Raw genomic sequence first — 25,416 nt, 5'->3', positions numbered from 1 at the left:
TTCAATAATTAACATTGCCAAGAATTGGTTGAAGAGTCAACCATATGGCCCCGCATGTGACGGGTCTCTCCAGTTAGGCTGAATCCGTGCCAAAATCACCCGCCACCGCCGAAGTTGTTCCCGCCGGCCGGAACGCCCGGGAAATCCTCCGCCTCGCCGTCCCGGCGTTCGGCGCCCTCATCGCCGAGCCGCTCTTCCTTCTTGCGGACTCCGCCATCGTCGGCCACCTCGGTGTGGCGCAGCTGGCAGGGGTGGGGCTGGCGTCCGCGGTGCTCCACACGGCCGTTGGCCTCATGGTGTTCCTGGCCTACTCCACCACCCCGGCGGTTGCCCGGGCCATCGGCGAGGGCAAGCTCCCCAAGGCGCTGGCGGCAGGCCGGGACGGCGTCTGGCTGGCACTTGTCCTGGGCCTGGTGCTGGCAGCGGCAGGGTTTGCCGGCGCCGAGGTCCTGGTCGACCTGATGGGGGCAACGGGCGACGTCCGCCAGTTCGCCGTCGACTATCTCCGCTGGTCCATGCCCGGACTCGTGGCCATGCTCCTGATTTTCGCCGGCACCGGGGTGCTGCGCGGCCTGCAGGACGCGCGTACGCCGCTGGCCGTGGCATCGGCGGGCTTCACCCTGAACATTCTCCTCAACCTGGCCCTCGTTTATGGGCTGAATTGGTCCGTGACCGGTTCAGCCGTGGGCACCAGCATCGCCCAGTGGGCCATGGCCCTGGTGTATCTGGTCATCGTCCAGCGCAATGCCCGCGACCACGGCGTCTCGCTGCGGCCGGACTGGCAGGGAGTGCGGGCCATGACCAAAGTGGGGTCCTGGCTCATGCTGCGGACGCTGAGCCTGCGCATCGCGATCCTCGCGACTGTGCTCGTGGTTACGGCCCAGGGCTCCGTGAACCTGGCCGCCCATCAGCTGGCCATGACCATCTTCACGTTCCTGGCATTCGCCCTGGATGCCTTGGCCATCGCCGCCCAGGCCCTGATCGGCAAGGAGCTGGGTGCGGCCAATCCTGCCAAAGTACGCGAGCTGACCCGGACGATGATCCGCTGGGGTGCGGGTTTTGGCGTGGTCACCGGGGTGTTGCTGGCCGTTGCGGCTCCGTGGGCGGGCGGCCTCTTTACGTCCGACGCGGGCGTCCAGTCCGCGCTGATGCTCTCGCTGTGGGTGCTCGCCGTGGGACAGCCGCTGGCCGGCTACGTTTTCGTCCTGGACGGCGTCCTCATTGGTGCAGGCGACGCGAAGTACCTGGCGATCGCCGGCGTCGTAAACCTGGCGGTGTACGTGCCCCTCCTGGTGGCTGTGCGGCTTACGGCAGTCGACGGCGCCGCCGGCCTCGCCTGGTTGTGGGTTGCCTTTTCGCTGGGCTACATGTCCGCCCGCGCTGTGACCCTGGGCCTGCGGGCAAGGACCGATAAGTGGATGGTCCTGGGTTCGTCCCAGGCCGGTTCCCGGGGCTGACCAGCCGCTTCGGCTGCGCGGTTCGCGAGGCGGGTTCGCGTGGAAACCGCTGCGCACTAAACTGGACGCGTGACCCTCCCCGCATCTCCTGCCGATCCTGCCGCCCTCACCGCTCCCGCTGCGGACCTGTGGAAGCCGGTGCTCACCAGGGCCGTGGTAGCCCTTGCCTTCGGCGCGGTGACCGTGTTCTGGGCGTCTCCGTCGGCATCCGAAACGGGCTGGGCGGGCGGCCTCTACCTGCTGGCCACCGGTGTGACGCTGCTGCGCGGAATCGGGCAGTTTGGCATTGCGGCCAAGCAGCCGGCCGGCAAAGCCATGGCCGCGGCCGGCGCTGCCATGACCGGAGCCGGAGTTGCCGTGGTGTTCCTGGGCGGTGAACTGGTGTTCGGTGTCATCGCGGCGCTTGGCCTGGGCCTGCTGGGGGCGGCGGAACTCTACCTCGGAATCATGTACCGCGGCCGCAGCGTCCTGGCGCGCGACTGGATGGCCTCAGGCGTGATCGGCCTGGGAACCGCTGTGGCCCTGCCGTTCTTCATCAGCCTCGGAGCGCATGCCCTGCTGGGGGTGGCTGGCGGCGGGGCGATCATTTCCGGCGTTCTTTGGATCCTGGCTGCCCTGACCCTGCGGCACGATGCGCGGGCTGTTTCCAGTGAGGCCGTAAACTAGTAGGGAACGGTTCTACTTCGTGTAGAACAATCGCTTGACTAAAAGTGGCAGGGCCCCGGCCGTGCCGCACGGGAGGAAATACCTTGGCACACCAGAAACCAGGAGAACCGCGCAATCTGCGGACCTCGGTCAAGGGACCCCTCATGTTCTCCGCATTCTGGGCTGTCCTGGCGTTCTTTGCCGTGCTGATCTTCGCCTCCGGGGGCAGCTCCCGGGCTCCCCGTTTCGATCTCGCCTTCACCGGTGCCGGCATTGCATTCATCGTGACCCTGGTCATCGCCGCGATGCTCTCGATGAGCTACAAGGACAACCCCGACCACTTGGGCAAGGGTTCCGGTGTCAATCTGAGTTCGAAAAAGTCCTCCGGGCACGGCGGCTATTCCGCCCGTCCGGAGTCCCAGGCCCCGGGGACGCCGGATTCCGCGCCCGGCGCCGACCCCCGCTAGGTCTTCGGGCGCCGGTTCCTGCCGGCGCGGTTTCCTATGACGCCGCCTTCCGCGCACGGTAAGCGGCCACATGCGCCCGGTTGGCGCAGTTTCCGGTATCGCAATAACGCTTGGACCGGTTCCGGCTGAGGTCCAGCACGACGGCGTCGCAATCTTCCGCGGCGCACACCAGCATCCGGTCCATCTCCTTGCTGCGGATCACATCGACCAGTGCCATGGCGGCTTCGGTGCTCATCCTGTCCGCCAAAGGGGCTTCCCGCGTGGTGGCGTGCAGATGCCAGTCCCATTCATCGTGCTTGATCAGCTGCGGCAGGGCACTGGCTTCGCGGAGCAGCCGGTTGACCGTTTCGACGGCCGAGTCCTCATCCATGGTCCAGAGCTCGGTGAGTTGGCCCCGCAGTTTATGGACGCTGGCCAGTTCAGCCGCGTCCCGGGCCCTCGCGCCGGAGAACCCTTCCTCGTGGAGAAAGCGGTCCAAATCCCCGACCGTGGCGAGGTGCTCTTCGCCGTTGGCGGCGCTGTTGATCAGTCTCACCACGGTGCGGAGTGCTACCTCAGTGTCAGGGGCAAATACCATCTTGACTCCTTACAGGGTCCGGGCGTAATGTCATGACCATTACCCCACTTTACTCCTGACAGGAGGCAGCCGTGCCTGCCGTACGCAAACGCGCCGAAGCGTCCGTCGAGGGCGCCGTTTCCCGACCCGGCGCCACCCGCGGTCCCGCTGCCGGCTTTCTGGCGTCCGGGCTCGGCGTTGCCCTGTTTTCCTCGGCGGTTTTCGGACTTTCCGGATCATTTGCGAAAGCCCTGCTCGAAACCGGCTGGACGCCCGGCGCCGCCGTGACGGCACGCCTCACCGGAGCGGCAATAATCCTCGCCGTCCCGGCCGTCCCAGCCCTGCGCGGCCGCTGGAACCAGCTGAAGGACAACTGGCTGACCATACTGCTTTTCGGCCTGATCGGCGTGGCGGCCTGTCAGCTTTTCTACTTCAACGCCGTGGCGCGGCTGTCTGTAGGCGTTGCCCTGCTCCTTGAGTATTTGGCCCCGGTGATCATTGTGCTTTGGCTGTGGGCGGCAAGCCGCCGGCGGCCACGCCCCCTGACCATTGCGGGAACGTTGTTTTCGCTGGGCGGACTGATCCTGGTGCTGGACCTGACAGGTGCAGTGAAGATTGATTTCATCGGTGTCCTCTGGGGAATCGCTGCAGCTGTCTGCCTGGCCATCTACTTCTTCATCACGGCCAAGGAAAATGACACGCTACCGCCCATTGTCCTGGCGTCCGGCGGCCTCATGGTCGGTGCGGCAGTGATGTGGCTGGCCGCAGCCACGGGCCTTCTGCCCATGGCCTTCAGCACGGCGGACACCAAGCTGGGGCCGTGGGTCACGCCGTGGTGGGTTTCGCTGGGCGGCCTGATTGTCCTGGCCACGGTCCTTGCCTACGTTTCCGGCATTGTTGCCGCACGGGCGCTGGGCTCCAAAGTGGCGTCCTTCGTGTCGCTCACCGAAGTGCTCTTCGCCGTTATCTGGGCATGGCTCCTGCTCGGTGAACTCCCCGGTCCCATCCAGCTCCTCGGCGGGGTGCTGATTGTCGGCGGTGTGGTTCTGGTCCGGGTGGACGAACTGCGGGGTTCGCGGGCGGCAGCCGCCGCTGCGGGCGGCTCCGTTTCGGAAAGCGCGGCAACGCTGGCGCCGCTGGATCACGCGAACGACGTCGAGCCGGTCCCCTAAGCAGCGGCACGCCCTGCCGGCCCCTCGGTCCGGTACGGCCGGATACCCCGGACGCACGGATGCCCCGGACGCTGTGTGGCGTCCGGGGCATCCGGCATGCTGTCCCTGACGGGAGGAGGCCTTCCTAGCGGGAAGCCTCTTCCTGCTGGGAAGCGTTCTTGGTTGCCTGCTTGCCGGCTTCCTGCAGCGCCTGTGCCACCTTGGCCAGGGCCGTCACGTGCGAACCGGACCACTCGCTGCGGAACTTGTCCGCGTCCGGGCCCTTCCAGTCAGTGCCGTCCAGAGCCTTCGACAGCTGCGACTTCTGCTTCTCAATCTCGGACGAACCAGCCTGCAGCTTGGTTCCGAGCGCCTTGAGCTGAGCAATGTCTGCACCCCAAATAGCCATTAGTTATCTCCTTTAGTCAACGGACCCGATCCGATCGGCTCCCCAGCGGCCCCCGGCTCATCCGGAAGATCCATTACCTAGAACCTATCCCGCGGTCCAACCCGTCGTCGATGGGCACCGCTCCCCATGCACCACTCCCCACTGGTGGAAGACCTCAGGCTGCACAGGGCAGGGGGTCGATCCCAAGCGTTCCAGAGCCTAGCATGGGGTTATGTGCCGGAATATCCGAACCCTCCACAACTTTGAACCGCACGCCACCTCCGAGGAGGTGCACGCCGCCGCCCTGCAGTATGTGCGGAAGGTCAGCGGCAGCACCAAGCCCTCCAAGGCCAATGAAGAGGCCTTTGAGGAGGCCGTGCACGAGATCGCCCACATCACCCAGCACCTGCTTGAGTCGCTGGTGACGCATGCCCCGGCCAAGCACCGGGACGAGGAGGCCGCCAAGGCACGTGCCAGGGCGGCTGTCCGCTTCGGCGCCGCCTAAGCGGCCCGGCCGGTTGGGGATGGCCGGCCGAAGCTGCGGAGCCGCAGCGAGTTGGCAACCACCAGCACGGAACTCGCGGCCATCGCAGCGCCGGCGATCATTGGATTCAACAAACCCAGCGCCGCCACCGGAATGCCGACGGCGTTATAGAAGAATGCCCAGAACAGGTTGGTCTTGATGGTGGCCAGCGTCCGCCGGGACAGCTCGATGGCCTGCGCCACCTGTCCCAGATCGTTGCCCATCACGGTGAGGTCCGCCGCTTCGATGGCCACGTCCGTGCCCGAGCCCATGGCGACGCCCAAGTCGGCCTGCGCCAGGGCAGCAGCGTCGTTCACCCCGTCGCCGGCCATGGCGACGGTGGCGCCTCCCGCCTGCAGTTTCCGCACGGCGTCGACCTTGCCGGCCGGCAGCACCGCGGCAAACACATCGTCCGGAGCGATGCCGACGGCGGCTGCCACCTGAGCAGCCACAGCCGCATTGTCCCCGGTCAGCAGGATCGGCCGGAGCCCCAATTGCCTTAGCCGCGCAATCGCATCCGCCGAGCCCGGCTTGATGATGTCCCGCAGCGAGACAATCCCTGCGGCCTCCCCGTCCACGGCAACCCAGATGGCAGTGGCCCCGGACTCTTCGGCGGTCCGCAGCGCCTCCATCTGTTCCGTCGTTACAGGTATGCCGTTTTCCCGCAGCCAGCCTGTCCTTCCGGCCGTGACCAGCTGGCCGGCCACCTGGCCGGAAACCCCGCCGCCCGGTGCGGAACGGAAGTGTCCGACGGCGGGAAGCCGCCCGCCGTCGTCGTTCCGGCGCTCCGCGGAAAGCGCCGCATCCGCGATGGCGTGGGCGATGGGGTGCTCGGAAGCGGCCTCCACCGCCCCGGCAAGACGCAACACCTCTGCGCTGGTGTATGTGCCGAAGGCCCGGGTGCCGTCAACGGCAAGACGGCCGGTGGTCACCGTGCCGGTCTTGTCCAGCAGGATGGTGTCGACAGTTCGCGTGTCTTCAAGCACCTGCGGACCCTTGATCAGAATCCCCAGCTGGGCGCCGCGCCCGGTGCCGGTCAGGAGGCCAACCGGGGTGGCCAGGCCCAGGGCGCAGGGGCAGGCGATGACCAGCACCGCCACGGCGGCGGTGAAGGCTGCGCGCAGTTCAGCATCAGTGACGGCGGGCCCGGCAATCAGCAGCCAGGCGGCGAACGTGACGACGGCGATGACCAGCACAATCGGAACGAACACGGCGCTGATGCGGTCCGCGAGGCGTGCGATCGGAGCCTTGCCGGTCTGCGCCTGGGAAACCAGCCGGGCCATCTGGGCCAGTGTGGTTTCCGAGCCCACCCGGGTGGCGCGCACCAGGAGCCGGCCGGACGTGTTGATCGTTGCGCCCGTGACAAAGCTGTCCGGACCCACCTCGACCGGCACCGACTCGCCCGTGACCAGGGAGGCGTCCACGGCGGAGGCGCCGTCGATCACCATGCCGTCGGTGGCGATCTTTTCGCCGGGACGGACCACCATCACGTCGCCGACCGCCAGCTGATCGGCCGGAATCCTCAGCTCGGCGCCGTCTGCCAGCACGGTGGCATCCTTCGCGCCCAGGTTCAGCAGCGCCTTCAGGGCGTCGCCCGCCTTCCGCTTGGCGTTTGCCTCCAGGTAGCGGCCCAGGAGGAGGAAGGTGGTGACCACGGAGGCCACCTCGAAGTACAGGCCGCCCGACCCCATTTCCATGCCCGGGTGTTCGGTCATGCGGGGCTCGGCCAGCAACTGCCAGGCAGAGAACAGGTAGGCGGCAACGACGCCGATGGAGACCAGGGTGTCCATCGTTGAGGCGAAGTGCCGGGCGTTGATGGCCGCTGCGCGGTGGAAGGGCCAGGCCGCCCAGCTCACGACGGGCAAAGCCAGGGTGCCTGCAACCCAGCCCCAGCCGGCGAACTGGAACGCCGGGAACATCGAGATCACGAACACCGGGATCGTCAGAACGGCTGCGACCGTCAGTCTCGGCTTGAGTTGGGCGGCGGCGCCACCGTGTGCCATGTGGTCGGCAGGCGCGGCGCCACCGAAGCCAGGCGCGGCGGTTTCGTGGCCGGAACCTTGGCGCGGGTAGCGCGGGGGGCGGATCTTTGCCTTGTAGCCTGCCGCTTCCACTGTGGCTGTGATCTGGTCGTCGGTGATGCCGGGCGGGACCGTGACCTGGGCGGACTCGAGGGGCAGATTTACCGAGGCTTCCACGCCGTCGAGCTTTCCGAGCTTGCGTTCCACGCGGCTGACGCAGGAAGCGCAGGTCATGCCCTCGATGTCCAGTTCAATCACCCGATTTCCCGGCTGGTGCATCAGTTGCTCGTTACTCACAGGGTGTCCTCTGTCGTCCTCTGTCCTGGTGGGGTGGGCGGGTCAGGCTTCGTTGGCCACCACCAGATAGCCAGCCTCAGCCACTGCTTCCCCGATTTCGGAGCGCGAGAGCGCCTTATCGGACGTGATGGTGACCGTGGAAATTCCACCTGCGTTGAGGTCGACGTCGATCGCTTCCACGCCTTCCAGCGCTTCGAGTTCTTCGCTTACGGAGGACACGCAATGGCCGCAGGTCATGCCGGACACGCTGACGGTGGTGGATACGGGGCTCATGGTTGCTCCTTTTTCTCGGCGGTGCCGGTGGTGCCGGACTGACCCGGTTGGATCAGCCGGAAGGTATGGCGGGCGGGGTTGGGTTTACCGCAGCAGGCGCCCGATGGCATCGGTGGCCTCCTTGACCTTGAAGTCGATGGTTTCCGCGCGGAGTACAGGGTCCGGCTCAGAGGCGGCTCCGACGACGCAGTGGCCAATGTGCTCCTCGACCAGGCCGAGGCTCACCGCGTGCAGGGCTTTATTTACCGCGGCAACCTGGGTCAGGATGTCGATGCAGTACTTGTCCTCATCCACCATCCGGGCGATTCCGCGGACCTGCCCCTCGATGCGTTTAAGCCTGCGCAGGTACGCGTCCTTGTTTGAGGTGTAGCCGTGCTGCGGGGCGGATTCGGCGTCCGCAAACCCGGTGGCGGCGTCTTCAGGTGAGTCCATATCCTCAACATATACCCCTGAGGGGTATAAAACAAGTACCCCCTGGGGGTATGCCGCGAGTCTCCGGTTTGCGTCGCCTGCGCTTTTACGGTGCGGGTTCAGGGCCTCGGTTCAGCGGACTCCGCAGGAAGCCCGCTGCGCCCAATGCTGCCGATGCCCAGGAGGGACGTGGCGGCGACGGCCGCGGCGAGAACTCCGAGTCCCAGGGGCAGTGCGGAAGCTGTGGCGACGGCACCCACCAGGAGGGGGCCGCCGGCGTCGCCGAGTTCCCGTCCCAGCTCGGCCGATCCCATGGTCCGGCCGAGCCGCTCGGGCGGAGTGGTGGCGGCGAGGTGCGCGAAGCCCAGCGGTGTTGCGGTGCCGATGCCCACACCGATGGCCGCAGCCGCCCCGAAGATGGTGACCGGCCCGGGAAACAACGCCACGGCTGCGATTCCGGCCGCCGTCAGCAGCAGTCCGGCCGTCATTCCCGGTCCGTCAGGGAGTCGGCCCTGATCGCGCAGGCGGCCGATCCACGGCTGTGTCGCGGCGGACGTGAGGGCCAGCAGGCTGACGGCGGCCACGGCGGCGACGGGGTCCAGGCCGTGCCGGGTGGCCAGTGCGGGAAGGAATCCGATGGCTGTGCCGAGGGCGCCGGTGGCTGCCGCCAGGACCAGCGTGGGAACGAGGAAACTGCGGTGCGTGACCTGGCGGGCAAGGTCCAACACCGTGTACCGGGGTCGCGGCAGAGGGTCCAGCCGGGGCAGCGCCGCCATCGCCCACACTGCGGTGGCTGCCGCGAGGATGCCAAGGGCGGCGAAGAGGAGGGGGAAGCCGCCCAGGAAGATCAGCGCCGCGCCGATCAGGGGACCTGCGACATAGCCCAGGCTTTTCCACGAACCGTAGCGGCCAAAGTAGGTGCCGGCGCTGCGGCCGGCAAGCCTCGCGACCATCGCGGAGGAGGCCGGTGAAAAGGCCGAGGCGGCCGCACCCTGGCCAATACGGGCGAGACCGAGCATGAGGGGGTTCGCCCCCCAAAGCCCGATAAGCGACATCAGGGCGAAGGCGAGGAGCCCCGCCACGACTACCGGCTTGGTGCCGATGCGGTCACTCAGGGCTCCGAACACGGGTTTTAGCACCACCTCCGCCAGGTCATAGACGGCCAGGAGGATACCCAGGTTGAGCAGGCTCAGACCGATGTCACCGCTGTGGGCGCCCATTCCGGCGGCGATGCTGTGTGCGCCGAAGGCTGTGACGAAGCCGGCCGCGTACAGCGGGGCAGTCACCGCGGCTGTTGCGGTGGGGGAGTGGCTTGGCGCTGAGGTCACGGGATTGCTCCTGAGGGGTGACGGGGCCACAAGGGAAATCCGGCCGAACATTAAAAAGCTCCGGAGTGCGTTATTGGGGGATACGCACTCCGGAGCAGCTTTTGGGGCAGGTCCAACATCTTCCTGCGAAATCCAGCATACTTGGCGGCCGCGGTGAGCGCTACCACCCTGAATAACTACTTTCGCTTTAGTTTCACAGGGTCTTTCGTCCCGACTTTCCTAGGGTGTTCTTCCGGGGCCAAGACTGAGCTGCGCGGCATGGAAGTCAAAGTGCAGGATGGGATAGGCATAGACGTCCGCCACGGACATCCAGGGCGTGAAGAACGGGTCCCAGCGGTCGGGAAAGGACATTCCCCGGGCCATCGACGCAGCTGACTCGCACTCCAGCCGCCGCTCGAGTGACCGCGTGACCCGTCGGAGCTTCGCCGCCATCCGCTTCCGGTTGAACAGCCGGGCCGCTGCTTTGGAGCCAAGGTAATTGACGACGTCGAACGGCGCAGTTCCGGCGTTGAGGATCCGCGCGAATCCCCTGCTAAATGGAGCTGGAAGGGCTGCGAATATGCGAACCAAAGGCAGCAGCGCCTGCACCACCATGTAGCCGAAGACCATGTGGAAAAGCAGCTCCTCATTGGTCCAGCGGGTGCCCGCGCTGCGGCGGCGGAGGTCGGCGTCGGACGCCGCGGCCAACCATAGCTCCAGTTCCCTGCAGTTGCGCCCGTAGCCGTGATGAATGGTGCCCGGAGCGGCCGTCACTCCGGTTCGTCCCGGTGGGCACCCATGCGGGCGGGCACTACGAGGACGGGGCGGTCCTGGTGGTGGGTCAGCCACGCGGCTACGGAACCGTTAAGGGCAGCCGAGATGCGGTGCCCCAGTCCGCGCTCGGGCGTGCCAACGATAATCATGGAGGCGTTGGCCTCCGCGGCCACGCGTCCCAGGGCGCGGGCAGGGTCTCCGGCCAGGGTCCGGAGTGTCCACTCAACGGACTTGCCGGCGCAGGCTGCCCCAACAACGGCGCGCAGCTCTTCGCTCACGGCGCGGACATCAGCGTCGTCCTTGTCAGGGTGCAGGGACAGCCGGTGCGCGGAACGCGCAGGGTCCCACTCGACCAGGTAGCTTGCCTCATCCACGTAGGCGCACAACAAGGGGAGGCCCATCTTTTCGGCCAGGCCGCCGGCAAACCGCAGCACCTCCGCATGCTGGCCGGGCAGCACCCCGACCACCAAGGGAGGAGGTCCGCTGAAGCGTTCAGGAGACATACTCCATTGTGGCCCCGGGTGCAGCGCTTGAACAGCGCTTGGCAACCGCTTCCAGGGGGTCAGCCACGGCTGCGTCAGAGCCCGTTCCACTCCCGTTCCGGCATGGTTTAGGCGTGGGTGGGTTCTTCCACCAAGGCGGTGGCGATGCTGTCGGCGTCGTCCAGGGCGGCGAGGTAACGTTCGGCGTCCAGGGCGGCGGCGCAGCCGGTGCCGGCGGCGGTGATGGCCTGGCGGTAGCGGTGGTCCACGGCGTCGCCGCACGCGAAGACTCCGGTCAGGTTGGTGACCGTGGTGGGCGAATCGACCTTGATGTAGCCCTCCGCGTCCAGATCCACCTGCCCGGCCACCAGCTCGGTGCGCGGCACGTGCCCGATCGCCACGAAGATTCCGGTCGCGGCCTTTTGGCGGGTTTCGCCGGTGCGGGTGTCCTTCAGCGTCACACCAGTGACCTTGCCGTCACCGTGGATGGCGCTGACGGCCGAGTGCCAGGCGAAGCTGATCTTCGGGTTGTCCTTGGCCCGCTGGGCCATGATCCGGGAAGCCCGCAACTCACCCTTGCGGACCACGACGGTCACGGACTTCCCGAAGCGGGTCAGGAAGGTCGCTTCCTCCATGGCCGAGTCCCCGCCGCCGACGACGATGATGTCCTGGTCGCGGAAGAAGAAGCCGTCGCAGGTGGCGCACCAGGAGACGCCGTGGCCGCTGAGCCTTTTCTCCTCAGCCAGGCCCAGTTCCTTGTACGCGGAGCCGGTGGCGAGAATGACAGCGGGCGCCTCGTGGATGTCGCCGGCACCGGTGACCACCCGCTTGAGGTGACCGGTCAGCTGAACCTCGGTGACGTCGTCGAACACCACCTGCGCGCCGAACCGTTCAGCCTGCTGCTGCAGCCCGTCCATGAGCTCGGGCCCCTGGATACCGCCGGGGAAGCCGGGAAAGTTCTCCACCTCGGTGGTGTTCATCAGCGCGCCGCCGGCAGTGACCGCCCCCGCCAGAACCAGGGGCTTCAGTCCGGCTCGGGCGGCATAGATGGCCGCGGTGTAGCCGGCGGGGCCGGACCCGATGATGATCAGCTGTTCGGTGCTCATGGAAGGCTCCTATGGGTGGAAGTCAGTGGCGAACGGGCGAGGGGCTGTCCATGGCAACCTTCTCATCGCTGTGCGGAGTGCCTCCACGGAAGGCGTCCGTCGCGGTAGTTCAGGCGTGCCGGACTGCCCTACAAGACAAGATTGGCCCACTGGAACTGCAAGGCACAAGGGGCGCCTGCAGTTCGGCTGGCATGCTTGCAACACCGCCATTGGACCCTTGTACACCCCTCCGGGCCGGAATAACGTTGAGGCATAGGGAGAGGTGGTCCGCGGTGGAAATCTACATGTGGTGGCTTGATCTGGATCTGGACAGCAAGGAATGGCTGCGCGAGAACCTTCGCACCGAGGAATTGCCGTTACCCGTGCTCCAGGGAATTGCCGAGGCTGGCGGCCCGCACCCCGACACCCCCACACGAGTCCTCACGGACGCGGACTGGGACTTTATCGAGACGCAGTCCGAATTCGTGGACTGACCTCCAGGGACGCACTTTGCCGCGCCGAAACCATTGCGGCCCCCGGGCTGGAGTGGTTGCATGGGGTGCATGGCCACCGAAGAGAGTTATGTCCTAGCTATCGGAACGAAAAAAGGGCTGTGGCTGGCGACCAGCCCGGACCGGCGCGAATGGTCCATGTCCGGCCCGCACTTCCTGATGAGCGAGGTCCCCAGCATCGCCATCGATACCCGCAACGGCCGGACCCGCATCATGGTGGGTGTCCGCTCCGAGCACTGGGGTCCCACCGTTGCGCATTCTGATGACCTGGGTGCGACCTGGACCGAACCGGAACAGGGTGCCATCAAGTTCCCGGAGGGCACCGCCGCCGCCGTCGAACGCATCTGGCAGATCTATCCCGACGCCGAATCCCGCCCGGGTGTGGTCTGGGCCGGCGCTGAGCCCATCTCGGTGTGGAAATCCACCGACGGCGGCGAACACTTCGAGCTGAACCGCGGCCTCTGGGACCATCCGCACCGCAGCGAATGGGGTGCCGGCTACGGCGGGGCGGCCGCGCACTCAATCGTGGTGGATCCGACCGGAGACAAGGTGCACGTCGCCATGAGCACCGGCGGCGTGTACAGGTCGCTCGACGGCGGGACCTCCTGGGAGCCGCGGAACAAGGGGATATCGGCCTACTTCATGCCGGATCCCAACCCCGAATTCGGCCAGTGCGTCCACAAGATCGCGGCGGACGCCGCCGTCGACGGCCGCCTCTACGCGCAGAACCACCACGGCGTGTACCGCACGGATGACAACGGCGAGAACTGGGAGTCGATTGCCGAAGGCCTCCCGGCTGATTTTGGTTTTGTGATGCTGACGCATCCCCGGCGGGCGGGCACCGCGTGGGTGGTCCCGCTGAAGGCCGACGGCGAACGGATTCCGCCGGACGGCAAGCTGGCCGCGCACCGGACGGATGACGCCGGCAGGACCTGGAAGCGCCTTGACTCCGGGCTGCCGCAGGGCGAATACAACGCTGTGCTCCGTGACGCTGCCTCGGTGGATTCCGCGGAACCGGCCGGGGTGTACTTCGGAACGCGCGGCGGCTCCGTCTACGCCAGCCCGGACGAGGGCGAGCACTTCACCGAAGTGGCCTCACACCTGCCGGACGTTTTGTGTGTCCGCGCCGCTGTGGTGTCCGCGTCCCTGGTGCCCGGCGCTCCGGTACCCGCCTAAGGGTCCGTTGTGGCTGACATCAGCGTGGTGCTGCCCAGTGTCCTCCAGCCGCTCGCCGGCGGGCAGTCCATCCTGACTGCGCCCGCCGACGGGGCGGTGACTGTGGGGTTCCTGCTGGACTCGCTGGCCGGTGACTACCCGGTGCTTGCGAGGCGGCTGAGGGATGAAACCGGTGCCCTCCGCCGCTACGTGAATATTTACGTGAACGGCGACGAGGTCCGGCGCTTGCGGGGGCTGGAAACTGAAGTGGCCGGCGGCCAGGAAGTGGTGATCATCCAGTCCGTGGCCGGGGGCTGAGGGGCTCAGGCTACTCGCCAAACGCTGCATTCGTCCGCATTGATCGCCTTGCGCATTCCGGTCTGGCGGTCCATGATCCAGACGACGCCGATTCCCGGCGCAGTCTCCTGCACCCTGCCCCGGCGGATCACTACGTCGTCATAGCTGGGACCTACCGACAGCCGGGCTTCGATCTCGTCGCCGCGGTGCAACTGGTCCAGGGCGCGAACACGGGTTACATGGGCTTTGGCTTCCTTCAACATGGCGTGGCCTCCTGAGCTGGAGCTTGGGCTTCTGCCTGCAATTGCCGGCACATCCAGTGTCCTTCGCCATTGTTGCCGCCGCGTTTCATGCCGGTAATGGGCGCGTTAGTTTTCCGCGCCCCCACTGTTTCGCACCCTGTGCCACACGTCACTAAATACTATTGACAAGGGTTAGAATAAGCAATAGCGTAAGGGCCGTTCGGGCTCGCCGCGACCGGCTGAATCCGCTCACATCTTCGGGTACACCGCGTCCGGCAATGAGCGCCGGCCAATGAAGGGAATGCAATGAAGCTTCTTGAAACCAATGTCTCGCGCCGCAGCCTGCTGGCCGGTTTCGGTGCGACGGCGGTCGGCATCATCACGCTCACGGCCTGCGGCTCCGGCTCGGGATCCGCCTCCTCCGGCGCCAAGGACTTTGTGATGACGGTCTGGGGCGGGGATCCTGACAAGGCCGCCTACCAGGCCCGGCTTGACCTGGCGAAGAGCAAGTTCCCGGACTACAACATCACGCTCCAGATCATTCCCAACAAGGACTACGCGCAGAAGGTCCAGACGATGATCTCGGGCGGCACGGGGCCGGACATCATGCAGGTGGCCGAGGACGCCAACGCCTACAGCTCAAAGAACCAGCTGTTGCCGCTGGATGACTACATCTCCAAAGCTTCGCTGGACCTCTCCGGGACCTTCGGGCCGGTGGCCGAAAACTGGAAGTACAAGGACAAAACCTACGCCGTACCCGACCGCGCCGGCGCCATGATCCTGTACTACAACACGGCCGAGTTCGAAAAGAAGGGCCTCAAGGCGCCCACCGCCGACTGGACCTGGGATGAGTTGCTGTCCACTGCCAAGGAACTGACCGGAAACGGCGTCTTCGGATTCGGCGGCACTGAATGGTGGCCCATCTGGATGTCCTTCGCGTACCAGAACGGCGGCCAGATCATCGACCCGTCCAGTGGCAAGCCCACGGTCAACACCCCTGAAGTCATCGAAGCCCTCCAGTTCTGCCAGGACCTGGTCTACAAGCACAAAGTGGCACCCTCCAAGGTGGACTACGCCAACATGGGTGCCGGAGTCGGCGGTGACGCGGCCTTTGCCTCGGGCAAGGTCATGATGAACAGCACCGGGTTCTGGAACATCGGGAACCTTGCCAAGCAGGAAAAGATCAGCTGGGACGTTGCGCCCATCTGGCGCGGCAAGGAAAAGGCCATTTCAGCCTTCGGCTCCGGCCTGGCCGTGTCCCGCAGCAGCAAGAACCCGGCCGATGCCTTCAAGATCATTGAGTTCATGACCTCGGCCGAGGGCCAGCAGCCCATCCTGAAGCTGGGCCAGGACGTGCCGGCGCGCCAGGACCTGCAGAAAAGCCAGGAGTTCCTCAAGCCGTCCTGGCTGAAGGGGGATGTGGACATGCAGGTGTTCCCGGACTCGGCGCCGTCGATCTTCAAGCCGCCGTTCATCCCTGAGTGGAACGAAATGCAGAAGGCCATGACGGACGCCATGGCAGACTTCTGGCTCAACAAGTCCGATGCCAAGGCCACTGCCGCTGACCTCCAGAAGCGCCTCGACACCATCGTCAAGGCCTAGGGAAGCCCCGACCAATGACAACCGTTCAGCAGAAAGCCCCCGCTCCGGCCCCCGCTCCGGCTCCGGCGCCGGAACGGAGGGCCGCCGCGCCCCAACAAAAAGCACGCCCGAGCTCCATGCGGCGCAAGGAGGCCAGGTTCTTCTGGCTCTTCATTTCGCCGTGGGTCTTCGGCTTTGTGGTCTTCCTCCTCGGGCCCATGCTTGCGTCGGTGTACCTGTCCTTCACCGACTGGGACTCCTTCACGGACCCCAACTGGGTGGGCGTGGCCAACTATGCGCGCCTCATTACAGAGGACACGGTGTTCCACAAGACGCTCTGGAACACCTTCTACTTCGCGTTCTTCTCCGTCCCGCTGGGCATGGGGATCGCGCTGTGGCTGGCGGCGCTGCTGAACAAGAAAATGCGGGCCAGGAAGATCTTCCGAACCCTGGTGTACCTGCCGCACCTGGTGCCGATCGTGGCCGTGGCCCTGATCTTCCAGATGCTCCTGGCCCCCGATTCGGGCCCCCTCAACAAGGTCCTGGCGCTGTTCGGCATTGACGGGCCGGCCTGGCTGTTCGACTCCGAATGGGTGAAGCCGGCCATCATCCTGCTCTCCCTGTGGCAGGCAGGCGGAGCTACCGTCCTTCTCCTGGCGGGCATGAAGGGCATTCCGCAGGAGTTCTACGAGGCTGCGGAAATCGACGGCGCGTCCTCGGTGCGGCAGTTCTGGAGCATCACGTTCCCGCAGCTGACCCCCATCATCTTCTTCAACCTGATCATGGGCATCATCGGCGCCTTCCAGGTCTTCGCCCAGGTGTACATCCTGACCCAGGGCGGTCCGGACAACGCCAGCCAGATGCTGGTTCCCCTGCTCTTCAACGAGGCCTTCCGGAACTATCACATGGGCTATGCCTCGGCGATTTCCTGGCTCCTGTTCCTGATCGTCATGGTGCTCACTGTCATCGCCTTCGCGACCTCACGCAAATGGGTCTTCTACGAAACAGAGGTCAAGAACTAATGGCCGAGCTCAAGGTCTACAAAAGCACCGCGTTCACCTACGCAGGCCTGCTGATCGCATCCGCAGTCTTCTTCGCACCCCTGGTCTTCGTGGTGTCCATCGCCCTGAGCAGCGACCAGACCGTAAGTACGGGCAGCTTCTCGCTGTTCCCCACCGAATTCCGCTGGGACAACTTCGTCCGGATCTTCCAGACGCAGCAGCCGGTGGGAAATTTTGTCCTTAACTCGGTGGTCATCTCGGTGCTCTCAGCCGTTGGCCAGGTGTTCTCCTCGGCCCTGGTGGGTTACGCCTTTGCCAGGCTCCGCGCCAAGGGCAAGAACATCACGTTCATGATCGTGCTGGCCACCATGATGATCCCCGCACAGATCACCATGATTCCGCAGTTCATCCTGTTCAAGGAGCTCGGCTGGATCAACACCTTCCTGCCGCTGATCATCCCCAACTTCTTCGGCAATGCCTACAACATCTTCCTGATCCGGCAGTTCGTTTCCCGGCTTCCGCTGGAAATGGACGAGGCCGCGATGGTGGATGGCCTGGGCTACTTCGGCATCTTCCGCAGGATCGTCCTGCCCATGATGACGCCGGTGCTGATCGCCATCGCCATCTTCACCCTGACGTGGACGTGGGGGGACTTCATGGGGCCGCTGATCTACATCAACGAGGACACCAAGATGCCGCTCGCCCTGGGCGTCCAGCTCCTGACGAGCACCAGCCAGGAACTGCAGACGCCGCCCTGGAACCTGGTGATGGTGGGTACGGTGTTCCTCTCGCTGCCGATGATCATCATTTACTACTTCGGCCAGAAGTACATGTACGAGATGAACCTCTCCACCGGAAGCGCAGGGGTCAAGTAGCCATGAAATCCTCTTCAGGCGGTCCTGTTTCGCTCGAGGGCGGCAGGCTGATGATCGACGGCGAGGCACAGGTCCTGCTGTGCTCCTCGCTGTTCTACTTCCGGCTGCCGCCGGAGCAATGGCAGGACCGACTGAGGCTGGTCCGTGAATCGGGCTACCGCGCCGTGGACGTGTACATACCGTGGAACTTCCATGAGACGGCCCCGGGCGTGTTCGACTTCTCCGGGGGCCGGGACGTTGCCCGGTTCCTGGACCTGGCGGCGGCTGAAGGCCTGTTCGTTATGGCCCGCCCCGGCCCGTACATCTGTTCCGAAGTGGATGGCGGCGGGCTTCCGGCCTGGCTTGGCCTGGACCCGGAGCTGAAGGTCCGGCAGAACGAACCGAAGTTCCTCGCCCAGGCCCTTGGGTGGTACCGGCAGGTGCTGCCGCTCCTCGCGGAACGCCAGCGCGGCCTGGGCGGGAGCATCATCCTGCTGCAGATTGAGAACGAACTCGACTTCTTCGACTGCCTGGACCGGCCGGGCTACATGCAGGCACTGGCCGATGCTGCCGCGGCGGCCGGCATCACCGTGCCCGTCATCGCCTGCGCCGGGCAGGGCGACCTGTCAGCGGCAACGGGCGGAGCGCAGGGCGTGGTGCCCGCGGCCAACTTCTATCCGGACGATTCGTCACCGGACATCGAGGCCGAGGTCCTGGCCTACCAGCGCGAGCTGGCGGCCCGCGGCCTGCCCCTGCTGGTGACCGAGACCAACCGGCTGCACCTCACGCTGCGGCGCGAACTGCTGGCCGGCGCCCGGCTTATTGCCCCCTATCTGCAGAGCTCCGGCTGGAACTTCGGGCTCAACCCCTCCGCAGGCAACTGGGGAAACCCCGGAAACTTCATGACCCACAGCTACGATTTCGGCGGCTACGTGTCCGCCGACGGTGGCCGCCGTCCGGAATTCTTCGAAGGACAGAAACTCGCCGGTGTGATCCGAGCCCTGGGTGCCCGGCTCGCAGCGTCCGTCCCGGTGCTGGATGCTCCGGTGGAGCTGGTGCCTGAATTTGCCACCTCCAGCGTGCGGCCCGCGCTGGCCCTGGCCGGCGGCGGCCACCTGGCAGGCATGCCCAACCTCTCCGACCGCACCGGCACCCTCCAGATCAAGACCGACGCCGGCGCCTTCGCCTCCGTGGCGGTGCCGCCGGGCCAGTGCCCGCTGCTGCCCGTGAACCTGCCGCTGGGGGAGTGGGGCGTGCCCGCAACCCTGGAACTGGCGACGGCGGAACTGGTCGCCGTCGCGCGGACCGCCGGCCGGCTCGAACTCACTTTCGCCGCGACACCGGGCGCCGTGCTGCTGCTGGCGCCCGACGGCGGCCTGGAGAAGGAATCCGGGCAGGCGGAGATCCGCGGCGGCCGGCTCGAGGCGGACCTGTCAGCCGGTCCCGGCTCGGTGGTGTTCGACGGCGGGTCCCGGCTTGTGTGGAGGACGGCGGCTGCGGCCGTTGGGACCCCCGGGACGAATGACGAGTCAGCGAACCGGGCCGGCCGCGTGCTTTGCACGGCCCCCACAGCAACGGCGGAGCTCTTCGCGGACGTGCCGTCAGCCGGGCATTCCACCGCACCGCCGCTTGAGGCCCTCGGCGTCCACGCCGGCCGCGGCCGGTACCGGGCCGCGGTGCCGGCCGGCTGCACGCAGCTTCTGGTCGACGGAGCCGCGGACATCCTGTCGCTGACCTTCGCCGCGGACGCCGCCTCGGCGCCCCAAGCACTGGGAACGCTGACCCCGTTCGGTGCTGCCGCCGTCGTCGACCTTCCGTCCGGCAACGGCGGCGAGCTCACCGCCGACGTCGAAATCTGGGGTCATTCCAACTTCGATGACGCACGGCTGCCGGCGCTGGCCCTGGGCTCCCTGCGCGGGCCCGGGACCGTCATGGCTGTTTCCCGGCGTGCCGACGTATCCGGCCTCTGGCACGTCCACGGCGGCGGCCAGTGGGCGGAACCCGGCCGGGCCCTTCGCCGCTTTGGCGGCTGGAGCAGCACGCGGCTTGGCGTGGGCATCGAGTACCGGAAGACCATCCCCGCGGGGCCGGAGGACCGGAACTACCTGCATTTCGCCGGCCTGCCGTGCCCGGTGGCGGTTTCGGTGGGGAGCCCGTTAAAGGTGACGGTGACGCCGGAGAATCCGTACCTTCTCCTGCCCTCCGGCGTCCTGCCATCCGGTTCTGCCGGATGGGACGTGGCCGTCTCCTTCCCGCACGATCCTTCCCATGGCCCGGGCCCCGTCACCCTCCTGTCCGGTTCCAGGCTGCAGGACTGGTCGGTCCAGCCACTGCCGCAGGATGCGCTCGATGAGCTCGCTGACCGTGCCGTGCCGGGTTCTGCGCCAGGCGGAGCGGTACCGCTGGAGGTTCCTGCCGGTGCGGCCCGATGGCTGTGGCCGGAGCTGGCGGAACTGCCGGAACTGTCCGACGGAAGGGGGTATTTCCTGAAGGCTGCCGGCTCCGGGCTGATGCTCAGCGCCTGGCTGGACGGCACCCGGCTTGGCCGGCTCCTGCTGGATCCGCCGGGCACGGACGGGACGCCGCCAATGCGCGGCGGCGACCCCGGTGTGATCTGGCTCCCGGCGCCTATGATGAAACCGCGGGCCAGACTCACCCTTTTGCTGGAAAGCCGCGGCACCTCCCCGGGCCGGCTCGAATCCCTGCTGTGCCAACCGGCGCACAGCTGACAATCCGACCGAAGCGAACGTAGAAGCAGACCATGACGAAGAGAACGTCCAAGGACATCCGCAACGAAAGCCGCTTTGCCCTGCTGCGCGGGCTCTACTCCCTGCGCACTGCAACGCGGCAGGAACTGGTAGCCTCAACCGGACTGAGTTTTGCCACCATTTCGAACATTGTCGGCGAACTGATCGACGTCGGCGTGCTCGTGGAAGCCGGCCGGGAGGACTCCGGCGGCGGCCGCCCCGTGACGCGGCTGAAGATCTCGCCGGACCGCGGCGCCCTGGTCGGGGTGGACATCGCCGAGACCTACATCCACGTGGACATCTACGATCTCGCCCTCGGGGTGATCGGCCAGGCCGAAAGCGAGCTGGCCATCGAGGAAAACGAACCTGCCGCCCTGGTCCGCCGCGTGGCCGGCGTCATTGACGAGGCCACGGCCGACGCCGGAATCTCCCGGGACCGCCTGCTGCGTGCAGGTGTCAGCCTTCCCGGCCAGGTGGACCCGCAACGCGGGGTTTCCGTGTTCGCCCCCAACTGGGACTGGCACGAAGTGCGGATCCAGTCGATGCTGGCCGAGGCCATCGGGCTCCCCGTCGACGTCGACAACCCGCTGCGGGCCATCGCCATCTCGGAACTGTGGTTCGGCGCCGGGCGCCTGGTCAACAACGTGGCCACCATCAACCTGGGCACCGGCGTGGGCGCCGGCCTGGCCATTGACGGCGACCTTGTCCGCGGCACCAGCAACACCGCCGGCGAATGGGGACACACCACGCTGGTCTTCGGCGGCCGCCTCTGCCGCTGCGGGCGCCATGGCTGCGTGGAAGCCTACCTCGGTGTCCCCGGGCTGCAGATGACCATGGCGGAGATCAACGCCGCCCACGACCTCCTGACCGGAGACCGCCAGCGCGAGTTCGTGTCGGACGTCGCCAAGGGACTGGCCGACGGCGATCCTGACTGCATCGAACTGATTGAAGTCACGGGCCGCTACTTCGCCGCCGCCCTGGGCAACCTGATCAACTTCATCAACCCGGACCACGTCAGCATCCTGGGCTGGACGGCCGGGAGCATCGGCGCTGAACTCCTCCAGGTCACCGAAAAGTACCTGCCCAACGAAATGCTGCCCAGCGCCGGCGCTGCCGTCCGTGTGGGCCTGTCCACGGTGGCCGGTAATTCGGTGACCCTGGGCATGGCCACCTTTGCCCTCGAAGGATTCCTGGAGCAGGTGGGGCTGCCGAGCCGCGGCTCCGCCAACCGGAGCGCGGTGCGCAACGCCGCACAGTCGGCTGCAGGCGCGCCGGCAGCGGGCGCATGAACCGGCCGCGCCTGGACCTGCCGGAACCGGACTACACGCTCTCCCCGTACACGGGACTGACCCGCGGACACTGGACCGGCTACGCCGACCATCTGCTGCGCTCCGTCCATGTGCACGGCACCGAAAGCCACGCGAACATCCACCTGCCGGGTGCCGTGAGCGCCTACGGCCGCAGCAGTGACTCCCTCGAAGCCTTCGCCAGGACTTTCCTGCTGGCCTCCTTCCGCATCGCCGGTGATCCCGAAGGGACAGGCTGGCTGGCCGACTGGTACGCCAAAGGACTGGATGCGGGGACCGACCCGTACTCGGCGGAGAGGTGGCCGCGGCCGGACGAACTGGGACAGGCCAAGGTGGAAGCGGCGTCCCTGGCCGTGGGCCTGGCCCTGACCCGCGAACACCTCTGGGACCGGCTTCCGGAGCGCGTCCAGGAACAGCTCATCGCCTGGTTCGAGACGGTCATCGGGGAGGACTACCCGCCCATCAACTGGGTCTGGTTCCAGATTGTTGTGGAGCAGTTCCTCGCCTCAGTGGGCGGACGCTACTCCGACGTGGACATCGACGCCGGCCTGGCCGTTCATGATTCCCTCTACCAGGGCGGCGGCTGGTTCGCCGACGGTCCGGAGCGTTCCTACGACCACTACGTCGGCTGGGCCTTCCAGGTCTATCCGCAGCTCTGGGCGCTGATGGCTCCGCAGGATCCCAGGGTACAAGCGCGCGCGGCCACGGACGGCGCGCGGCTGGCGGACTTCCTGGACGACGCCGCCTACCTAGTGGGAGCCAACGGCGCCCCGCTGGTCCAGGGCCGCAGCCTGATTTACCGTTTCGCCGCGGCAGCGCCGTTCTGGGCCGGCGAACTTGCCGGACATACGCGGCTGTCGCCGGGCCTGAGCCGCCGCGCGGCTTCCGGGATGCTGAACTACTTCGCCGGCCACGGCGCCATGGACCAGGACGGCCTGCTGTCCATCGGCTGGCACGGCGAGTTCCCCGGCATGAAGCAGTCCTATTCGGGAGCCGGATCCCCCTACTGGGCCGCCAAGGGAATGATGGGGCTGGCCCTGCCGGCCGATCACCGGGTGTGGACGGCCGTGGAGGAACCCTTGCCGGTGGAGACCGGCGATACCGCCCGGCTGATCGCGGCCCCCGGCTGGCAGGTCAGCGGCACGGCCCGGGACGGCGTGGTCCGCATCCATAATCACGGAACCGACCACGCCAACAAGGGGGACCTCACCACCGATTCGCCCCTCTACGCCCGCCTGGGATACTCGACGCACAGCTTCCCGGACCTGGAACCGGAGTCGCTGGACAACGCCGTGACCCTGGTTGACGGCACCGGCCGCCACACGCACCGGACCGGCTTCGAAGTATTGGGCCAGGCGGATGCTGACGGGGTGCTCCTCGGTGCCTCGCGCTGGTCCGCGAACTGGATCGACGCGGACCCCGACGGCGGACCGGACCACGGCAGCGGCGCACGCGGCCACTCGACCGCCGGCCCCGAACTTACCGTGCTGTCCATCAGCTGCGGCAATGCGGAAGTGCGGGTTGTGCGGTTGGCGGGCGCTGACAAGTGTCCGCCGGCCCGGCTCCTGATCGGAGGCTGGCCAGTTACTCCGGGTTCCGGCGGGCTTCACGGTTCCGCGCTTCACAGTTCCGTAGCGCCCCTGGCCGGCTTTGGCGGGGAGCTCGACGACGGCGGCCACCATGTTGACCTGCGCCCCTCGCCTGTTGGGACCGGGCACGGTATCCCGTGGGCGGGTACGTCCGGACCGGCGGCCGACGGCATATATGCCGCAGTGGTTATATTCAGATCTGAGGCTGCACCGACTTGGATAGTCCGGTACGTGGAGGATGTGGCTGGCGCCAGGATCGAATTTTGCGCCGCCGGCTTCACCGGCGGCGAGTCAGCCGACGAATCAGCCAGCTCGGCGCGGCAGGTGCGGTCGGTAGCGCTCGGCCGGCTGGGCGCAGAATTTCCGGCGCTGGGGCTCTGACCCCCGTGCGGCCCGGGGGGTGGTCCCTCTACGGTTGGAGGCGGCGGGTCTTCCCAACCGCAGTCGTGAGAGTTATTCTAATGGTTGAAATAAGAGTTGAATTATGTCGGCGCCCACGTGGCTCGACGTAGAAGGAGACACCAAGATGGGAACCTTTGCCATAGGCGAGGAAGACTTCCTGCTTCGGGGCGAGCCGTTCCGCGTGCTGTCCGGCGCCATCCACTACTTCCGCGTCCATCCGGATCTGTGGCAGGACCGGATCCGCAAGGCCCGCCTGATGGGCCTGAACACCATCGAGACGTACGTCCCGTGGAACGAACACGTCCCCCACCCCGGCGCCTTCACCGCCGAGGGCCAGCTCGACCTGGGCCGCTTCCTCGACCTGGTTGCGGCCGAGGGGATGCAGGCCATCGTCCGGCCGGGGCCCTTCATCTGTGCCGAATGGGACAACGGCGGGCTACCGGCCTGGCTTTTCAGCGACCCGACCGTGGGGATCCGCAGCAGCGAACCAAGCTACCTTGCCGCCGTCGACTCCTTCTTTGCAGCGATCCTGCCCACGGTGGCCGAGCGCCAGATCGGCCGCGGCGGGCCCGTGATCATGGTCCAGATCGAAAACGAGTACGGCGCCTACGGCAACGACAAGCATTACCTGCAGCACCTCGTGGACCTGGTCAAACGTGAGGGGATCGACGTTCCGCTCTTCACGTGCGACCAGCCGTTCGGCACCATGATCGAGGACGGTTCCCTTCCGGAGCTGCACAAAACAGGCACTTTTGGTTCACGCGCCACTGAGCGGCTCGAGGTTTTGCGCCGCCACCAGCCGAGCGGGCCGCTCATGTGTGCCGAATTCTGGAATGGCTGGTTCGACAACTGGGGCACGCATCACCACACCACCAACGCCGCCGCTTCCGCCACCGAGCTGGATGCCCTGCTGGCTGCCGGGGCGTCCGTGAATGTGTACATGTTCCACGGGGGCACCAATTTCGGCTTCACCAACGGCGCCAACGACAAGGGCATCTATGAACCCACCATCACCTCCTACGACTACGACGCCCCGCTCACCGAGGACGGCTACCCCACCGAGAAATACTTCGCCTTCCGCGAGGTGATCTCGAAGTACTTCCCGGTCCCGGACGAGCTGCCGGAACGCCGTCCGCAGGCCATCGCCTCGACGGTAAGGGTCCACGCTTCAGTCCCGGTCCTGGACGTCCTGCCGGCACTGGGCACCGCCCTGGACGTGCCCGGTCCGGCGCCAACCACCGAAGACGCCGCCCACTACCGGGGCTTCACGCTCTACAGCACCGTGCTGGAGCATGGCGGGGTGCTGACGGTCGGCGAAGTCCGCGACCGCGCCCAGTTCTTCCTGGCAGGCGTCCCCGTGGGCGTTCTGAGCCGGGACCTCGGCGAACGTGCCATTGCGCTGCCGTCCGGGGGGCTGCTGCAGGTCCTGGTGGAAGACCAGGGCCGGGTGAACTACGGGCAGCGGATCGGCGAGGTCAAGGGCTTGATTGCCCCGGTAAAGCTCGACGGCGAGGAACTCCTCGGGTGGGAAATCCGCCCGTTGGACTTCGCGGCACTCCAAGAGCTTCGCGGGGCTGCCGGCGCTCTCAGGCCCGGCGGTGGCGGGGTGGCCGGACCGTCGGTTTCGTTCGCCGATTTTGAAGCCGACGGCCCGGAAGACAGGTACCTCCGGCTGGACGGCTGGACCAAGGGCAACGCCTTCATCAACGGCTTCAACCTGGGGAGGTACTGGAGCCGCGGCCCCCAGCGCACCCTGTACATTCCTGCACCGCTCATCCGCGCCGGCCGGAATGAACTCGCCGTCCTGGAACTCCACGGCAGCGTCACGCGGGAGGTCCGCTTCGTGGACAGCCCGGACCTGGGCCCGGACGAGAAGTAGGCATACCGGGCCG

25 protein-coding genes are annotated in these 25,416 nt (G+C 66.7%); 15 read left to right on the top strand and 10 right to left on the bottom strand.

Annotated elements, in window-relative coordinates; translation table 11 throughout:
• Positions 1-86 precede the first annotated feature (86 nt).
• From AB0N24_RS08055 to AB0N24_RS08045, 3 genes are all read left to right on the top strand, one after another.
• Positions 87-1,457 (top strand): MATE family efflux transporter, encoded by a 1,371-nt coding sequence (locus AB0N24_RS08055; RefSeq protein WP_364122692.1) that lies wholly within the window; start codon positions 87-89, stop codon positions 1,455-1,457.
• Positions 1,458-1,526: 69 nt separating this feature from the next.
• Positions 1,527-2,123 carry a hypothetical protein gene (locus AB0N24_RS08050; protein WP_364122690.1) on the top strand — a complete coding sequence of 199 codons (597 nt, stop codon included), beginning with the start codon at positions 1,527-1,529 and terminating at the stop codon, positions 2,121-2,123.
• Between the two features lie 83 nt (positions 2,124-2,206).
• A complete protein-coding gene (locus AB0N24_RS08045) occupies positions 2,207-2,569 on the top strand; it encodes a hypothetical protein (RefSeq protein ID WP_364122688.1) in 363 nt (120 codons plus the stop codon).
• 34 nt (positions 2,570-2,603) lie between these two features.
• On the opposite strand, the gene AB0N24_RS08040 is transcribed toward AB0N24_RS08045, so the two are convergent.
• Complete coding sequence (locus tag AB0N24_RS08040; RefSeq protein WP_364122686.1) at positions 2,604-3,146, bottom strand: CGNR zinc finger domain-containing protein; 543 nt, start codon at positions 3,144-3,146, stop codon at positions 2,604-2,606.
• Positions 3,147-3,304: 158 nt separating this feature from the next.
• Between AB0N24_RS08040 and AB0N24_RS08035 the strand changes: the two genes are divergently transcribed.
• Positions 3,305-4,297 (top strand): EamA family transporter, encoded by a 993-nt coding sequence (locus AB0N24_RS08035; RefSeq protein ID WP_364122861.1) that lies wholly within the window; start codon positions 3,305-3,307, stop codon positions 4,295-4,297.
• A 124-nt stretch (positions 4,298-4,421) separates the two neighbouring features.
• On the opposite strand, the gene AB0N24_RS08030 is transcribed toward AB0N24_RS08035, so the two are convergent.
• A complete protein-coding gene (locus tag AB0N24_RS08030) occupies positions 4,422-4,685 on the bottom strand; it encodes a hypothetical protein (protein ID WP_104172623.1) in 264 nt (87 codons plus the stop codon).
• 211 nt (positions 4,686-4,896) lie between these two features.
• Here AB0N24_RS08030 and AB0N24_RS08025 point away from each other — a divergent pair, with 211 nt between their 5' ends.
• A complete protein-coding gene (locus AB0N24_RS08025) occupies positions 4,897-5,169 on the top strand; it encodes a DUF2277 domain-containing protein (RefSeq protein WP_364122684.1) in 273 nt (90 codons plus the stop codon).
• Here AB0N24_RS08025 and AB0N24_RS08020 read toward each other — a convergent pair.
• The 7 genes from AB0N24_RS08020 to trxB form a co-directional block, all read right to left on the bottom strand.
• Positions 5,166-7,505 carry a heavy metal translocating P-type ATPase gene (locus AB0N24_RS08020; protein WP_364122682.1) on the bottom strand — a complete coding sequence of 780 codons (2,340 nt, stop codon included), beginning with the start codon at positions 7,503-7,505 and terminating at the stop codon, positions 5,166-5,168. The two genes, AB0N24_RS08025 and AB0N24_RS08020, sit on opposite strands and share 4 nt — an antisense overlap.
• Before the next feature lie 42 nt (positions 7,506-7,547).
• On the bottom strand, positions 7,548-7,778 hold the full coding sequence (locus AB0N24_RS08015) for a cation transporter (RefSeq protein ID WP_364122680.1): 231 nt from the start codon (positions 7,776-7,778) through the stop codon (positions 7,548-7,550).
• An 84-nt stretch (positions 7,779-7,862) separates the two neighbouring features.
• Entirely contained in the window at positions 7,863-8,210 is a 348-nt protein-coding gene (locus tag AB0N24_RS08010; protein WP_364122678.1) for a metal-sensitive transcriptional regulator, read from the bottom strand.
• A gap of 98 nt (positions 8,211-8,308) precedes the next feature.
• A complete protein-coding gene (locus tag AB0N24_RS08005) occupies positions 8,309-9,517 on the bottom strand; it encodes an MFS transporter (protein WP_364122676.1) in 1,209 nt (402 codons plus the stop codon).
• 219 nt (positions 9,518-9,736) lie between these two features.
• Positions 9,737-10,270, bottom strand: coding sequence for a DinB family protein (locus tag AB0N24_RS08000; RefSeq protein WP_364122674.1), 534 nt, complete (start codon positions 10,268-10,270; stop codon positions 9,737-9,739).
• Positions 10,267-10,773 carry a universal stress protein gene (locus AB0N24_RS07995; RefSeq protein WP_364122672.1) on the bottom strand — a complete coding sequence of 169 codons (507 nt, stop codon included), beginning with the start codon at positions 10,771-10,773 and terminating at the stop codon, positions 10,267-10,269. Before AB0N24_RS07995 ends, AB0N24_RS08000 begins: the two co-directional genes overlap by 4 nt.
• Positions 10,774-10,880: 107 nt before the next feature.
• Positions 10,881-11,858, bottom strand: a complete 978-nt coding sequence (gene trxB, locus AB0N24_RS07990) for a thioredoxin-disulfide reductase (RefSeq protein WP_364122670.1) — start codon at positions 11,856-11,858, stop codon at positions 10,881-10,883.
• 272 nt (positions 11,859-12,130) lie between these two features.
• Here trxB and AB0N24_RS07985 point away from each other — a divergent pair, with 272 nt between their 5' ends.
• From AB0N24_RS07985 to AB0N24_RS07975, 3 genes are read left to right on the top strand one after another with little or no spacing between them, the layout of a single operon-like run.
• Complete coding sequence (locus AB0N24_RS07985) at positions 12,131-12,331, top strand: hypothetical protein (RefSeq protein WP_364122668.1); 201 nt, start codon at positions 12,131-12,133, stop codon at positions 12,329-12,331.
• A 60-nt stretch (positions 12,332-12,391) separates the two neighbouring features.
• The gene (locus AB0N24_RS07980) at positions 12,392-13,525 is read left to right on the top strand and encodes an exo-alpha-sialidase (RefSeq protein ID WP_364122666.1); all 1,134 of its coding nucleotides are present in this window, start codon (positions 12,392-12,394) and stop codon (positions 13,523-13,525) included.
• Positions 13,526-13,534: 9 nt separating this feature from the next.
• Positions 13,535-13,822, top strand: a complete 288-nt coding sequence (locus AB0N24_RS07975) for a MoaD/ThiS family protein (protein WP_104175209.1) — start codon at positions 13,535-13,537, stop codon at positions 13,820-13,822.
• Between the two features lie 5 nt (positions 13,823-13,827).
• On the opposite strand, the gene AB0N24_RS07970 is transcribed toward AB0N24_RS07975, so the two are convergent.
• Positions 13,828-14,064 (bottom strand): hypothetical protein, encoded by a 237-nt coding sequence (locus tag AB0N24_RS07970; protein ID WP_104175208.1) that lies wholly within the window; start codon positions 14,062-14,064, stop codon positions 13,828-13,830.
• 285 nt (positions 14,065-14,349) lie between these two features.
• Here AB0N24_RS07970 and AB0N24_RS07965 point away from each other — a divergent pair, with 285 nt between their 5' ends.
• The 7 genes from AB0N24_RS07965 to AB0N24_RS07935 all read left to right on the top strand — a co-directional run bounded on the left by AB0N24_RS07965 (position 14,350) and on the right by AB0N24_RS07935 (position 25,403).
• The gene (locus AB0N24_RS07965; protein ID WP_364122663.1) at positions 14,350-15,645 is read left to right on the top strand and encodes a sugar ABC transporter substrate-binding protein; all 1,296 of its coding nucleotides are present in this window, start codon (positions 14,350-14,352) and stop codon (positions 15,643-15,645) included.
• A 14-nt stretch (positions 15,646-15,659) separates the two neighbouring features.
• Complete coding sequence (locus tag AB0N24_RS07960; RefSeq protein WP_364122661.1) at positions 15,660-16,646, top strand: sugar ABC transporter permease; 987 nt, start codon at positions 15,660-15,662, stop codon at positions 16,644-16,646.
• Positions 16,646-17,500, top strand: a complete 855-nt coding sequence (locus AB0N24_RS07955) for a carbohydrate ABC transporter permease (RefSeq protein ID WP_364122659.1) — start codon at positions 16,646-16,648, stop codon at positions 17,498-17,500. The genes AB0N24_RS07960 and AB0N24_RS07955 overlap by 1 nt, the downstream gene beginning before the upstream one ends.
• 2 nt (positions 17,501-17,502) lie before the next feature.
• Complete coding sequence (locus AB0N24_RS07950) at positions 17,503-20,208, top strand: beta-galactosidase (protein ID WP_364122657.1); 2,706 nt, start codon at positions 17,503-17,505, stop codon at positions 20,206-20,208.
• Between the two features lie 32 nt (positions 20,209-20,240).
• Complete coding sequence (locus AB0N24_RS07945) at positions 20,241-21,515, top strand: ROK family protein (RefSeq protein ID WP_364122655.1); 1,275 nt, start codon at positions 20,241-20,243, stop codon at positions 21,513-21,515.
• Positions 21,512-23,503 (top strand): DUF2264 domain-containing protein, encoded by a 1,992-nt coding sequence (locus AB0N24_RS07940; protein ID WP_364122653.1) that lies wholly within the window; start codon positions 21,512-21,514, stop codon positions 23,501-23,503. Before AB0N24_RS07945 ends, AB0N24_RS07940 begins: the two co-directional genes overlap by 4 nt.
• A gap of 145 nt (positions 23,504-23,648) precedes the next feature.
• Entirely contained in the window at positions 23,649-25,403 is a 1,755-nt protein-coding gene (locus tag AB0N24_RS07935) for a beta-galactosidase family protein (protein ID WP_364122651.1), read from the top strand.
• Positions 25,404-25,416 lie beyond the last annotated feature (13 nt).

The organism is Arthrobacter sp. NPDC093128 (assembly GCF_040683875.1).
Lineage (GTDB): Bacteria > Actinomycetota > Actinomycetes > Actinomycetales > Micrococcaceae > Arthrobacter.
This window is presented reverse-complemented; position numbering and strand designations above follow the sequence as displayed.